The 13,563-nt window shown below is 72.0% G+C and carries 7 protein-coding genes and 1 pseudogene; 6 read left to right on the top strand and 2 right to left on the bottom strand.

Annotated elements, in window-relative coordinates; all coding sequences use genetic code 11:
• The first annotated feature begins 14 nt into the window (after positions 1-14).
• A complete protein-coding gene (locus ACGFIR_RS14430) occupies positions 15-1,424 on the top strand; it encodes an ABC transporter substrate-binding protein (protein ID WP_393003021.1) in 1,410 nt (469 codons plus the stop codon).
• Positions 1,425-1,669: 245 nt separating this feature from the next.
• Positions 1,670-3,040: a PQQ-binding-like beta-propeller repeat protein gene (locus tag ACGFIR_RS14425; RefSeq protein ID WP_393145243.1), complete on the top strand. Its 1,371-nt coding sequence runs from the start codon at positions 1,670-1,672 to the stop codon at positions 3,038-3,040.
• 223 nt (positions 3,041-3,263) lie between these two features.
• Here ACGFIR_RS14425 and ACGFIR_RS14420 read toward each other — a convergent pair whose 3' ends face one another.
• Together ACGFIR_RS14420 and ACGFIR_RS14415 are read right to left on the bottom strand one after the other, a co-directional pair.
• Positions 3,264-8,726, bottom strand: a complete 5,463-nt coding sequence (locus tag ACGFIR_RS14420; protein ID WP_393145241.1) for a carboxyl transferase domain-containing protein — start codon at positions 8,724-8,726, stop codon at positions 3,264-3,266.
• 244 nt (positions 8,727-8,970) lie between these two features.
• Positions 8,971-9,348: an MmcQ/YjbR family DNA-binding protein gene (locus tag ACGFIR_RS14415; RefSeq protein ID WP_393145239.1), complete on the bottom strand. Its 378-nt coding sequence runs from the start codon at positions 9,346-9,348 to the stop codon at positions 8,971-8,973.
• A 249-nt stretch (positions 9,349-9,597) separates the two neighbouring features.
• On the opposite strand from ACGFIR_RS14415, the gene ACGFIR_RS14410 reads away from it, so the two are divergent.
• From ACGFIR_RS14410 to ACGFIR_RS14395, 4 genes and pseudogenes are all read left to right on the top strand, one after another.
• Positions 9,598-10,821, top strand: coding sequence for a multidrug effflux MFS transporter (locus tag ACGFIR_RS14410; protein WP_393145237.1), 1,224 nt, complete (start codon positions 9,598-9,600; stop codon positions 10,819-10,821).
• Between the two features lie 353 nt (positions 10,822-11,174).
• Positions 11,175-12,356, top strand: a complete 1,182-nt coding sequence (locus tag ACGFIR_RS14405) for a Cmx/CmrA family chloramphenicol efflux MFS transporter (protein ID WP_393145235.1) — start codon at positions 11,175-11,177, stop codon at positions 12,354-12,356.
• A 116-nt stretch (positions 12,357-12,472) separates the two neighbouring features.
• Positions 12,473-12,638 (top strand): annotated as a pseudogene (locus ACGFIR_RS14400) (transposase); the annotation flags it as partial.
• Positions 12,639-12,723: 85 nt separating this feature from the next.
• Positions 12,724-13,551, top strand: a complete 828-nt coding sequence (locus ACGFIR_RS14395; protein ID WP_393145233.1) for a TIGR02452 family protein — start codon at positions 12,724-12,726, stop codon at positions 13,549-13,551.
• Positions 13,552-13,563 lie beyond the last annotated feature (12 nt).

The following is a 13,563-nucleotide window of genomic DNA, read 5'->3' as shown; positions in this document are numbered from 1 at the left end:
GAGAAGGAGAAGCAATGAGAAGACCTCGGCTCCGCCGGACCGCGGCGGCGTTCGTCGCCGTCGTGGCCGCCGCCGCGCTCACGGCCTGCGGCGACTCCGGCTCAGGCACCGACGGCGACAGCGGCGCGCTCGACGCGCCCGGCGCCGAGGTGCTGGAGAAGGCCACGGACAAGACCACGATCGAGTTCTGGCACGCGATGAAGGGGGCCAACGCCACCGCCGTCGACCAGCTCGTCGCCGACTTCAACGCCCAGAGCGGCGGCAAGGTCGAGGTCAAGGCGGTCTTCCAGGGAAGCTACGACGAGACGATCGCGAAGTACAAGGCGTCGGTGCAGCAGAAGAGCACGCCGGCCCTGGTGCAGATCTACGACATCGGCAGCCGCTTCATGGTCGACTCGAAGCAGGTCGTGCCGATGCACAAGTTCATCGAGAAGGACGGCTTCAACGCCGCCGACATCGAGCCGAACATCGCCAGCTACTACTCGGTCGACGGCAAGCTGTGGTCGATGCCGTTCAACTCGTCGACGCCCCTGCTGTACCTCAACAAGGAGGCGTTCGAGCGGGCCAAGCTCGACCCGACCAAGCCGCCGAAGAACCTCGACGAGATCGGCGAGCTGGCGAAGAAGCTCACGGTCAAGGACGCCAGCGGCAAGACCGTCCAGTACGGCTTCAACGCCGCCATCTACGGCTGGCTGGTGGAGCAGCTGCTCGCCACCGACGGCAAGGAGTACTGCGACAAGGGCAACGGGCGCAGCGGCCTGGCCACGAAGGTGCAGTTCGACCAGGAGACGGCCGTGCGCGTCGCGCAGTGGTGGACGGACCTGGTGAAGGGCGGCTACGCGACGAACACCGGCCGCAAGACCGACGACGCCCAGGCCGCCTTCAAGTCGGGCACGGTCGCCATGCACCTGGAGTCCACCAGCGTGCTGCGCGGCTACGTCGACGCCGCGAAGGGCAAGTTCACCGTACTCACCGCCCCGTACCCGAAGGTGAGCGCCTCCTCGACGGGTGGTCCGATCATCGGCGGCGCCTCGCTGTGGATCAACGGCGTCGGCCACAGCGACAAGGAGAAGCGGGCCGCCTGGGAGTTCGTGAAGTTCGCCTCCGGGCCGGTCGAGCAGGCCAAGTGGCACACCAGCACCGGGTACGTGCCGATCAACGCCAAGGCGCTCGACGAGCAGATCGACAAGGACTGGATGGCGAAGTTCCCCCAGTTCCGTACCGCCGTCGACCAGCTGCACGCGCTGCCGCCGTCGGTCGCGTCGGCCGGCTGTCTGCTGGGTGTGATGCCGCAGGCCCGCAAGGCCTCCGAGGACGGCCTCGAGGCGGCGATCGTCGGTAGCAAGCCGGCCGAGCAGGCCATGAAGGACGCGGCGGCGAGCGTGCAGGGCGCCATCGACAGCTACAACAAGTCGGTCGGCTGACCCCGCGACACGTGATCGTCGAGAAGGGCCAGTTCCCCACGGAACTGGCCCTTCTCGCTGCCGGCCCACGGTCGGTGCCGCCGGCACCGGTCCCGGCGGCACCGGTCCCGGCGGCACCGGTCCCGGCGGCACCGGAGTCCGGGCTCCGCCGCAGGAGCACCGAGCCCCTCGCCGGTGCGCATCTCGTCCGGCGGGGTGCGGGCGGATCCTAGGGTGGGCCGTGCCACCGATCGAGGGAGAGACCGTTGCCGCTGTCGTACCGCCCGCCCCGTTGGAGCCCGACAGGGGCGGCCCTGAGCCTGCTCGTCGGGCTCGCCGCCTGCACCGTGCCGGGGAGGGAGTCGCCGGAGCCGCCGGCGCCGCAGATCGTGGTGACCCAGGAGAACCTGCGCGGAAAGGAGACCCCGGCGGGGCAGGAGGGCCCGGCGCCACTCTGGTCGGTGCCGGTCAGGCGGCTCGACCAGCCGTTGACACAGCTCGGCCAAGTCGTCGTCGTGCCCGACGGGCGGGAACTGCGCGCCGTGGACCGTTCCACGGGGCAGGACCGGTGGCGTCACCCGTTCCCGGTGAGCTACCAGTACGCGGTCGCCGGTGAGCTGATCGTCGTCAGCGCCAGCAACGGGGGGCCGCTGGAGGTGCTCGACGCGGCCACCGGCGCCACCCGCTGGCGGGCGGAGGACACCCAGGACGTCGTCGTCCAGCAACGGAACGTCTACCACCGGGCATGCGTCGGCACCGGCCGGTCCGCGACGTGTGTGGTCGTCGCCCGGGACGTCCGCGACGGTCGGCACCTGTGGAAACTGCCCGCCGACCGGTTCGCCCGGGTGTCCGACGACGCGGTCGGTGTCCGTCCGCCCCACGCCGCGCCCACCGAGCGGTACGTGGTGGTGCGGCTGACCGCGTCCACCCGGACCTACACCGTGATCGCGGCCAGCACCGGCAAGGCCGGCGCCGGGCGGCTGCCGAGCCGGGCCTGGTACGGCTTCCTCGCCGGTGACCTGCTGGTGAGCACCGACCACGATCCGCCCCGCGGCGACCGGCTGTGCACGGTCAGCATCGCCACCGTCAACGCGGCCACCGGCGCCAGAGGCTGGTCCGGTGAGGTCTTCAGCGGGCGGCGCGAGGACGGCGAGTGCGTCAAGCGGCTGGCGTACGACCACAGCGGGTTGACCATGATCGGGGTCGGCACCCGGCTCGTCGCGGTCACCGCCGACGGCCGGCCACAGGCGGTCGACCTGCGCACCGGCAAGGCGGAGTGGGAGGGCACCAGCCCCGGCGTGCCGATCAACGGGGACGACCGGTCCGTGCTGGTGCGGCGCACCGCCGACGAGGGCGAGCTGGCGCTGCTCGACATGGACACGGGCGCGACGCGGTGGAGCGCCCCGGATCCGGGGATGTCCGGCACCTCGGCGAGCTGGCGGGCGAGCGTGACCCGGCGCCTCGTGGCGGTCAGCGGCACGGTCGGCGAGCGGCCGTTCGTGCTCGTCCACGACGTGTCGACCGGTCGCCAACTCGGCCGGTATCCCGGTTGGCTCGCCGGCGCCGGGGACGACTGGGTCGCGGTCAGCCGTTCCGGGGGACCGGACGGGATCGCCCTGGACCTGCACGCCTTCTGAACCGGCCCACGGGAGCGGCGGCCGGCCAGCCGCCGCTCCCACTCGACGGAGCAGCGGCCACCCGGCTGACCGATCCGTGCCGCCCGACCGAGCAGCGCCGCCCGACCGAGCAGCGTCGTCCGGCTGGCCAAGCAGTGCCGCCCGCGCGACGCGGAGAAGACGGTCCCCGGCCCGCCCGGGCCGGGGACCATCAGCGGACGCCGGTCGCTCCGGCGCGCCGCCCTCAGCGCAGACGGGCCTCGATGGCCTCGATGACGCGCGGGCGCAGCTCCGCCGCGCGGATGACGGCGTCGACGGAGCCGACCTCGACGGCGCGCTGGATGTTGTGCACCCGGTCGAACTCGGCGGCCACCTCGCCCAGCTTCTCCACCCGTACCGTCGAGCGCAGTTCGTCGAGTTCCGCCGTCAGCGCCGCACGGTCGGTGCCGGAGGCCGCCGCGACGCGGGCCTCCAGCTCCCGCACGCGCGGGTCGGCGGCGGTACGGGCGTTGACGTCACCGGAGAACACCACGGCGGCGGCGGGGGCGCCGCCGAGCACCGAGGCGAACGAGCCCTCCAGCGCGAGCACTGTCATGTTCGGGTTCAGCGCCTTGGAGAAGACCACGAACGCGCCCCCGTGGTAGCGCGAGATCACGCAGAACACGATGGGCCCGCGGAAGTTCACGATCGCCCGGCCGATCTCGGCGCCGTACTCCAGCTGCAGGTTGCGCATCGACTCCGGCGAGCCGTCGAAGCCCGACAGGTTCGCCAGCACCACCAGCGGCCGGTTGCCGCTGGCCGCGTTGATCGCCCGCGCGGCCTTCTTCGACGACCGCGGGAACAGCGTGCCAGCGGTGTAGGTGTCCGGGCCGTCGGTGGGCGGGAAGCCGCGCCGCGGCACCGCCCGCGACTCGATGCCGAGCAGACACACCGGCATGCCCCCGAGGTGGACGTCCTGCACCGCCACGGTCTCCGCGTCGGCCATGCCCGCCCACCGTTCCAGCACCGGGTGGTCCTGGTCGGAGAGCGCCCGCATGACGGTGCGGATGTCGAACGGCTTCTTGCGGTCCGGGTTGGCCTCGGCGGAGAAGATCTCACCGACGGTGGTGAAGTCGCTGCCCACCACGACGTGCGGGAAGGTGGAGATGTCCCGGTCGATGGGGTCGCTCGTCCGCGTCCGCCGCGGCCCCTGCTCGCCGGGCGCGACGTACGTGTGCTCGTAGTGCGCCATCAGCACGTCCCGCGCGGCGGTCAGGTTCGGCGCCCAGTACTGCGCCTGCCCGTTGGGGCCCATCACCCGGTCGTAGCCGCCGATGCCGAAGTTGTCCTCGGCCGACACCCCGCCGGAGAAGTCGAGCGACTGCTTGCCGGTGAGGACCATCGCCGAGTCCGGCGTCATCACCAGGATGCCCCTGGTGTGCATGAGCATCGTCGCCTCGGCGTTCCAGTACGGCTGCGCGCCGACGGTGATGCCCGCGACCACGATGTTGATCTCGCCGCCGTCCTGGGTGAACTCGACGATGCGCTTGAGCGCCGCCGCCACCCAGTCCATGTTCTCCGTGCCCGACTCCATGGAGATCCGGGCGCCCGCGGACAGCGCGTACCACTCCAGCGGTACCCGCATCCGCTCGGCCAGGTCCAGCGCGGCGATGACCCGGCGGCACTCCGCCTCCGACAGCGCGCCGAGCGCCTTCGTCGGATCGCCGAGCAGCACGACCCGGGTGACGCCCTGCGGGTGCCGTCGGGTCGGCGTGGTCACCACGCCCGCCACGATCGCCGCCTTGTTGCGCCCCTTCGGCCGGTCGACCGGCACGAGCGCGTGGTCGTCGTCGAGGTCGTGCTCGACGAAGGTGCCGAGCAGGCCGGTCAGCTCGTACGGGTACACCGCGTTACGGCTGCTCGCGCGCAGTACCTTCTGCCGGTAGTCGTCGAGCGGCTCGACCGGCTCCTCCGACGGCTCGCCGACGGTCAGCTCCGTACCGCCGGTGGCGTCGAAGGAGATCCGCACAGCGATCTTGGCCAGCTCGCCGGTCCTGGCGTCGCGCTGCCGCGCGATGAACAGGATCTCCTCCAGCCCGGCGCCCGCCGTCGTCGGCAGCACCCGCCGGGCGATCATCTTCAGTTCGGCGCGGGTCAGCTCGCTCGGCGGCCAGACGTAGATCACGATCCGGTTGGTGCTGAAGCGCTTTTTCGACGGCCGCAGCGACTGCGCGCGGCGGATCGAGTCGAGGCAGGTGGCGAGGACGTCCTCGGCCGTGGGCAGCGCCACCAGCCGCCCGTCGTGCTCGCGCAGCTCGGCCAGGTCGCGTACCTGGGCGAACGCGACGAGCCGGTCGTCCGACGGGTTCTCCCGCGCGACGCACTGGAAGAGGTAGACCTCCTCGTCCGACGACGGCAGGCGGGTGAGGTCGAACCTGCTCAGCCGCTCCATCTGCATGCGCTGCGCGATGTACGGGTGCAGGCCCCGGATCAGCCGCTCCTCGACCATCCCGACCGTCGACGGCCGGAAGGTGAAGTGGTGGTGCATGACGGCGCCGCTGCGACCCGCGACGGTGGTGGTCAACCTGCGGACCTGGTTCGGCAGGGGGTGCGCGTTGACGACCTCGTGCAGCGCCGCGGCCATCGCGTCGAAGTCCTCCGGCTGCCCCTCCCAAGCCAAGTAGATGTCGACGTCGATGGCGTCGCGGCTGCTCGCCAGCTCCGCGAGGCCGCGCAGCGCGTCGCCCAGCGCCTCGAAGCTGACGGCGGAGGAGACCACGCACAGCCCGGGCCGCTCGGCGACCACGAACGTGCAGCCCTCGGCCACACTGGTGCGTACGCCGGTGAGGCCCTTGTTGCCGTAGTAGCGCCGGGTCAGCACCTCCAGCATCACCGCGTTGTCCAGATCGTCGCGGACGAGCCGCTGACCGAGCAGCCGCACGAGCGGCTCGGTGGAGCGCACCATCTCGGCGATGCGCTCGGCGCGGTCCGGTGCCTCCGGGTGCGCGTCGAGGTGCCGCAGGTGCTTGCGGACGTCGGCGTAGACGCGGGCGCGGTTGCGGCGCAGCAGCGGCTGGGCGAACCAGGCGAACACCACACCCCGCGCGAGGTCGGAGACCACCGGGAAGCGAACCTGCGTCGCGGCCACGAGCCGCTCCAGCGCGAGACCGGCGGGCTCGCGCAGCGACTCGTCCGGCGGCGGCTCGCGCAGCCAGGCGCGCAGCAACGTCGCGACGACCGTGGCGTCGGCCGACGCGCGTTGCAGGGCGAGGAAGATCCGGAACACGGCGGCTTCGAGCTCGGGGGAGCGCTCCAGGTCGGTGACGCCGTAGTGCCCGAGCGCCTTGGCGAGCTTGGCCTGGAACGCCTCCGGCAGCCCGGCCCGCTCCACGTCGAGGCACTGGAGGTAGGTGTGGAAGTACTCGCGGGCGCTGGGCACGTGGCCGGCGCCGCCGCCGTCCTCGCCCGTCGGCCGGTTACGGCTCAGCTCGGTGAGGTCGGCGAACACGTCGATGAGGTCGAGTTCCTCGGCCAGCGTCCGGTGGCCGTCCTCGGTGGCCGCCCGGCGTGCGGCGAGGTAGTCGTCGAGCAGCCGGCGCTCGTCGTGCGGGTCGACGTCGAAGCCGAGCAGCAGGCTGCGCAGGTCCTCCTGGCCGCGCGCGGCGCGCTCGCGGGCCGGGACGGTGCCGGACGCGGCGGGCAGGTCCAGCTCGACGGACTCGTCGGCCGAGGTCTCCCCGGCCTCGGCGTCGTCGGCGAGCGGCTCCAGCCGCAGCAGCGGCGCACCCGTCTCCACCTGGGAACCCACGGCGACGACGCATTCCTTCAGCCGCGCCTTGAACGGTGCCCGTAGCACCGTCTCCATCTTCATGCTCTCCAGCACCAGCACGGGCGCGCCCGCCTCGACCTCGGCGCCGACCCGCAACGGCGTGGCGACGACCAGCGCGGGCATGGGCGAGCGCAGGACGCCGCCCTCGTCGCGGGTGACCCGGTGCGCCACGCCGTCGACCTCGACCAGGTGGATCGGTCCGTGCGTGCCGATGAGCAGGCGGTAGCGGGCGCCGTTGACGAGGATCTGGCCGGTGTGCCGGTCGAAGCGCTCCAGTTCGACGTCGGCGGTGCGGACGGCCCCACCCGCTTCGATGCCGACCCGGAAGCGGTGCGCGCCGACCCGCGCGACGCGTACCCGGTAGCCGACGCCACGCAGCTTGAGGTCCAGCGGCCGGCCGCTCTCGTGCTGCACCTGCGGGCGCCCGCCGAACGCCGTCGACAGCAGCCGCTGCCGCTCGACGCGTTCCTCCTCCTCGTACGCCTCGATGGCGGCGGCCGCCAGCGCGACAGCGGAGTGCCGGTGCGAGACGAGCCTGCCCTCGCCCCGGACGCGGTCGATCCAGCCGGTGTCCGCGCTGGCGTCGATCACCTCCGGCTGGTCGAGCAGGTCGAGCACGAAGCTCTTGTTCGTCGCGCCACCATCGATGATCACCGTCGTCTGGGCCATCGCCCGACGCAGCCTGCCGAGCGCCTCGTCGCGGTCGCGGCCGTACGCGATGATCTTCGCGATCATGGAGTCGAAGTCGGCGGGGATGGTGTCGCCCTCGCTGACGCCGGTGTCCACGCGGATGCCGGGCCCGGCGGGCAGGTCCAGCCGCGCGATGCGGCCGGGGGAGGGCGCGAAGTCGCGGTCGGGGTCCTCGGCGTTGAGCCGGGCCTCGATGGCGTGGCCGCGCTCCACGGGCGGCTCGCCTTCCAGACGCCCGCCCGCGGCCACGTGCAGCTGCGCTTTGACCAGGTCGAAGCCGGTGGTGGACTCCGTGATCGGGTGCTCGACCTGCAACCGGGTGTTGACCTCGAGGAACGCGAACAGCCGGTCGCCGGGGTGGTAGAGGAACTCGACGGTCGCCGCGCCGCGGTAGCCGACCGCGACGGCCAGCCGCTCGGCCGACGCCTTGAGCTCGGCCGCCTGCTCGGGGCCGAGCACCGGCGACGCCGACTCCTCGATGACCTTCTGGTTGCGCCGCTGCACCGAGCAGTCGCGGACCCCGAGCGCCCACGCGGTGCCCTGGCCGTCGGCGATGACCTGGACCTCCACGTGCCGGGCACCGGTGACCAGGCGCTCCAGGAACACGACGCCGCTGCCGAACGCCCGCGCGGCCTCCTGGCTGGTGCGCTCGTAGGCGTCGGCGAGTTCCGCCTCGTTGGTGATCACGCGGATGCCGCGCCCGCCGCCACCCGCAGTCGCCTTCAGCATCAGCGGGTAGCCGATCTCGGCCGCCGCCGCCAGGGCGGCGTCCAGGGTCTCGACCGCGCCGCGGCTCCACGGCGCGACGGGCACGCCGACCTCCTCGGCGATCAGCTTCGCGCCGATCTTGTCGCCGAGCTTGCGCATGGCGTCCGGGCTCGGCCCGACGAAGGTGACGCCGACCCGCTCGCACAGCTCCGCGAACGCCGGGTCCTCGGCGACGAAGCCCCAGCCGACCCAGGCGGCGTCGGCGCCGGTCTCCACCAGCGCGCGCTCCAGCACCTTCAGATCGAGGTACGGGCGCGCGGAGGCGGGACCGAGATCGTAGGACAGGTCCGCCTCGCGGACGAAGGTGGCCGTGCGGTCGACGTCGGTGTGCAGGGCGACGGTCTCGATCCGTGTCCCGGTCTGCGCGGCGATGTCCCGGACAGCGTGGATGAGCCGCATGGCGGCCTCACCGCGGTTGACGATGGCGACACGACTGAACACCGACCAGCCCTCCTGTAGCCCAATGATGCGCGGGCCGCGACGTCGCGGCACCTTCGGCAGTGTCCACCCTCCCGCCTGTGGATCAAAAGGCCAGGGATCCGAATCGACGCGGCCAACGTGGAGGATTGTGGCTCTGACCAGGCAAAACGCTGGCCACCTTCTTGATCGTTTCCCGGTATGTGTTAGGGGGTATCCACATGGTGGGAAAGTGATGTCCGCGCCGGGCGCAGATGTTACTGACGGGTCAGGGGGCGCTGCCGCCGTCGAGGTCAACGACGAGCGACTCCGGGACGCGCATGCGCCACGCGTCGGTGACGAGTTCACCCAGGCGCTCGGCGTCCACCTGCGCCAGCCGCAGCATGACCAGAGGCAGCCCGTCGTACGCGGGCGTGGTGAAGAAGAGCTCGGGCTCGCCGAGGAGCAACGCCTGCTTCTCCGCCTCGTCGCCGACATACAGCACCGCGACGTCGGTCCGGATGAGGCGCGGCCGGCCGGGCCGACGCTCCGGGTAGGACCAGACGAACCCCTTGTCGGCGACCCGGAAGTCGAAGCCCTCGCTGTCGATCTCGACCACGTGCGGCAGCGCCCCTGCCAGGCGACGGACGTCGTCGGCGTCAGCCATCGAGATCGCTCCGGACCATGTTCTCCCGCATGCGCGCAGACTAACGGCCACCTCCGACACCGATCGGCTGTGAGCTCGGTTACCTCACCGCCCGGCGGGAATGAGATCGCCGGATCCGGATTTGGAGCCAGATGTGACTTCCTCACCCTTCCCGGCCCGGCTGCGCACCGACCGGTCGGCGGCGAGCCGATGACGGCCGCCGTCGACGCCCCTGACAGGACGGCAGCCCCACTGACGCGGGGTGACCTGATGAGCCCCCGGCAACGCCTGCGGCTCGTCCTCGTCCTCGGCTCGCTGACCGCCGTGGGCCCGCTGACCATCGACATGTACCTGCCCGCGCTGCCCGCGCTCGTCGCCGAATTCCAGACCACGTCGGCGGCGGTCCAACTGACCCTCACCGGCACGCTGGCAGGCCTCGCCCTCGGCCAGTTGTTGATCGGCCCGCTGTCCGACGCCGTCGGCCGACGCGTACCGCTGATCGCCGGCGTCGCGCTGCACGTCGTGGCGTCGCTACTCTGCGTCGTCGCGCCGAACATCGCGGTTCTCGGCGCGCTGCGGGTGGTGCAGGGCCTCGGCGTCGCCGCGGCCTCGGTGGTCGCGATGGCCGTGGTCCGTGACCTGTTCGACGGCACGGCCTTCGCCAAGCTGCTCTCCCGGCTGCTGCTGGTCATGGGGGCCGCGCCGATCCTCGCGCCGACCCTCGGGGGTGGGCTGCTGCGCTGGACGGACTGGCGCGGCGTGTTCGTGGCACTGGCCGCCTTCGGCGTGCTGCTCGCCGTGGTCGCCGCCCTCGGCCTGCCCGAGACGCTGCCACCCGACCGGCGCCGGCGCGGCGGCGTGGTCGCGACGGTGGGCGTCTACGGCGCACTGCTGCGCGACCGCACATTCGTCGGCCTGGTCCTGGTCGCGGGGCTGGCCATGGCGGCGTTGTTCGCGTACGTGGCCGGCTCGTCGTTCGTCCTGCAGGAGCAGTACGGCCTCGACGAGCAGGAGTTCGGATTCGCCTTCGGCGCGGGCGCGGTCGGGCTGATCGCGGCGACCCAGTTCAACGTACGGCTGCTGCGCCGCCACTCACCGCAACGGATCCTCGTCGTCGCCCTGGGCGTGGGGACCGTGGCCGGACTCGCGCTGCTCGCCTTCGCCGTCACCGGAGTCGGCGGGCTGCCGAGCCTGCTGGCGTCGCTGTGGGTGGTGCTCGCGGCGGCGGGCCTCGCGATGCCCAACGCGCCCGCCCTGGCCCTGTCCCGGCACGGGGAGACGGCCGGTACGGCCTCCGCCCTGCTCGGCGCCGTGCAGTTCGGCGTCGGTGCGCTGGCCGCGCCCCTGGTGGGCGTGCTCGGCACCGGCGCGGTCGCCATGGCCGTCGTCGTCGCGGGGGGCATGCTGGCGGCCATGGCGGTCCTGCTCGTCGTGGTGCGGCCGGCCCGGCTCGCCGGCATCGAGCCGGACGCGGTGGTCCTGGCGACGCACTGAGGCACTGGCGGGGGCGCGTTTCAGGAACACCCCCCGCGCGTGCGGAGACCAGGGCGGTCGCTCCCACGTCGGTCGAAAAGACCAGGTGTTGCGGGGCGCGAGGGTGACGACGCTCGCTCCCGCAACCCGGTTGCATGCTGACCGGTGGGTGTGAATAGTCTTTGCACCATGTCGAGCCCTGAGGCATCCAAGGTGGGGGCTTTCGGTCACGCCGTCAGCTCCCTGAACCGCTGAGTTCTTAGCCCGCTTCCCCCAGCAGCCTTTGCTGCCTGGGACATTTGCGCGCGGCCCTGGGGCGCTGGCCGCGGTGACGAGACGTCTCCTTCTCCTTCTCGCTCACCTCGGAGCTCTTGATGCCTCTCCCGCTCTACCTGCTTGCCGTGGCGGTCTTCGCCATGGGCACCTCGGAGTTCATGCTTGCCGGCCTGGTGCCGGACATCGCCACAAGCCTTGACGTGTCGGTCGGGGCCGCCGGGCTTCTGACCTCGGCGTTCGCTGTCGGGATGATTGTCGGCGCGCCGCTGATGGCGGCGCTTGCGCGCCGTTGGCCTGCCCGGGCCAGCCTGTTGAGCCTTGTGCTGGTCTTCGCCGTGGCCCACGTCGTGGGCGCCCTCACGACGAGTTTCGCGGTTCTGCTCGTCACCCGCGTGCTCGCCGCCCTGGCCAACGCGGGCTTCCTGGCGGTGGCACTGAGTACGGCGGCCACGCTCGTCGCATCTGATCAGAAAGGGCGCGCGCTGGCGGTGCTGCTTTCGGGTACGACGGTGGCCACCATCGCCGGAGTTCCCGGCGGTGCGGTGCTCGGCACGCTGCTCGGCTGGCGGGCAACCTTCTGGGCGATCGCACTGCTGTGCCTTCCCGCTGCCTACGGCGTCGTGAAGGGCATCCCGGCCCGTGCCGGACAGACCCCTCAGGGCACTGCGGCCGGCTCGTCTCTTCGGCACGAGATCGCCCAGCTCGCGATACCCCGGCTGGTGCTGGTCATGCTGCTCGGTGCCCTCGTCAACGCCGCCACCTTCGCCACGTTCACCTTCCTGGCACCGATCGTGACTGACACCGCCGGCTTGGGTGACTTGTGGGTCTCGGTCGTGCTGGTGCTCTTTGGGATCGGGTCCTTCACCGGCGTCACCCTCGCGGGACGGCTCTCCGATCAGCATCCCCGCATCGTGATCGCAGTCGGTGGCCCGTTGCTGCTGCTCGGCTGGGTCGCGTTGGCGGCCCTGGCCGCCCAGCCGGTGGCGCTTCTGCTCCTCGTGTTCGTGCAGGGCGCGCTTTCCTTCGCGTTGGGCAGCACCCTGATCGCCAGGGTGCTCTATGCGGCAGCAAGCGCCCCCACCATGGGAGGGTCGTACGCGACCGCGGCGCTCAACATCGGTGCTGCCGGCGGCCCCGTCGTTGCAGCAATGACCCTGGGGACCAATATTGGCAACCTCGGCCCGGTATGGGTCAGCGGCGTCATGGTTGCGATTGCACTGGTCATCGCCCTGCCGCTCCGGCGGTTCATTACACCCCGCGTCGGTCAGGCGATCCGATGACCCACGCGAACGCTCCGCTGAGCATCGAGGGACGGCGGCGACTCATCAAGCGCTGCAGACAGTGGGGTCTCCGGTAGAGGTTCTTCGACCAAGAAGAACCTGACACCGGAGACCTCGTGGCCACCTTGGCGGTGACGAGGCGGCACGACCTGACCGACGCCAGTGGGCGGTGCTGGCACCGCTGCTGCCTGCGGGTAAGCGGCCAGGTCGGCCGTCGCAGTGGAACAAACGGCAGCTCATCGACGGCATCCATTGGCGGTTCGCGTCGGTGCGCCGTGCCGGGGGAAAGCAGTTGTCGGCGGAGACCTGGGACACCTAGCCTGCTGGCTGTGTATGCCTCCTGCCTGCGGACGCGCCGGGTGTCCCGGTGAGCGGTCGCCTTCGTGAGATCGCCCGGCAGACGGTGGCGATCGCCGAGTCCGGCCGGTACCGCGACGGCGGCGGCGCCGAGGTCGTCATCGGCGCGCAGGTGCGGGCCGCGGTCGCCGGCACCCGGCACCACCTTCCGGACGAGGCGCTCCCGGTGGCGGACACGCGGGCCGGAGCCGGCGACGTCGAGGTGACGTACGAGTCGACGTTGCAGGCGGCCCGCCGGGTGGGGCCAGACGCGGCGTGCCTGGTGTTCGCGTCGGCCAAGAATCCCGGCGGCGGATTCCTCGGCGGAGCCAAGGCGCAAGAGGAGAGCATCGCCCGATCGTCCGCCCTGTACCCGTGCCTGCTCGCCGCGCCTGACTTCTACGCGTTCCACCGCGGCCAGCACGACCTGCGGTACAGCGACCGGGTCATCTACTCCCCGCGGGTTCCGGTGTTCCGTGACGACAAGGGCACTCTGCTCGACCTGCCGTACACCGCGTCGTTCCTGACGGCCGCGGCGCCGAACCTCGGCGCGATCGTCCGCAACCAGCCCGAGTACACCGCCGACGTGCCGGGGGTGCTGCGCCGCCGGGCGCGTCGGGTGCTCGAGGTGGCCGCCGCGCACGGGCATCGGACGATCGTGTTGGGCGCCTGGGGGTGCGGGGTGTTCCGCAACGATCCCGCCACGGTGGCGGAGGCCTTCGCCGACGCGCTGCGGGCGGTCGACCGGTTCGACCGGGTGGTCTTCGCCATCCGCGACAACCTGTCGGGCACACCCGTGTACCACGCGTTCACGCGGCGTTTCGGCGGCGGAGGGCCGGGGCCGGCGGGTGACGGCTGAGCGGACCGCCAC

Source organism: Micromonospora sp. NPDC049051 (assembly GCF_043197575.1).
In the GTDB taxonomy this organism is placed as follows: Bacteria; Actinomycetota; Actinomycetes; order Mycobacteriales; family Micromonosporaceae; genus Micromonospora.
The sequence above is the reverse complement of the archived record's forward strand: the minus strand, read 5'-3'. Positions and strand labels throughout refer to the sequence as shown.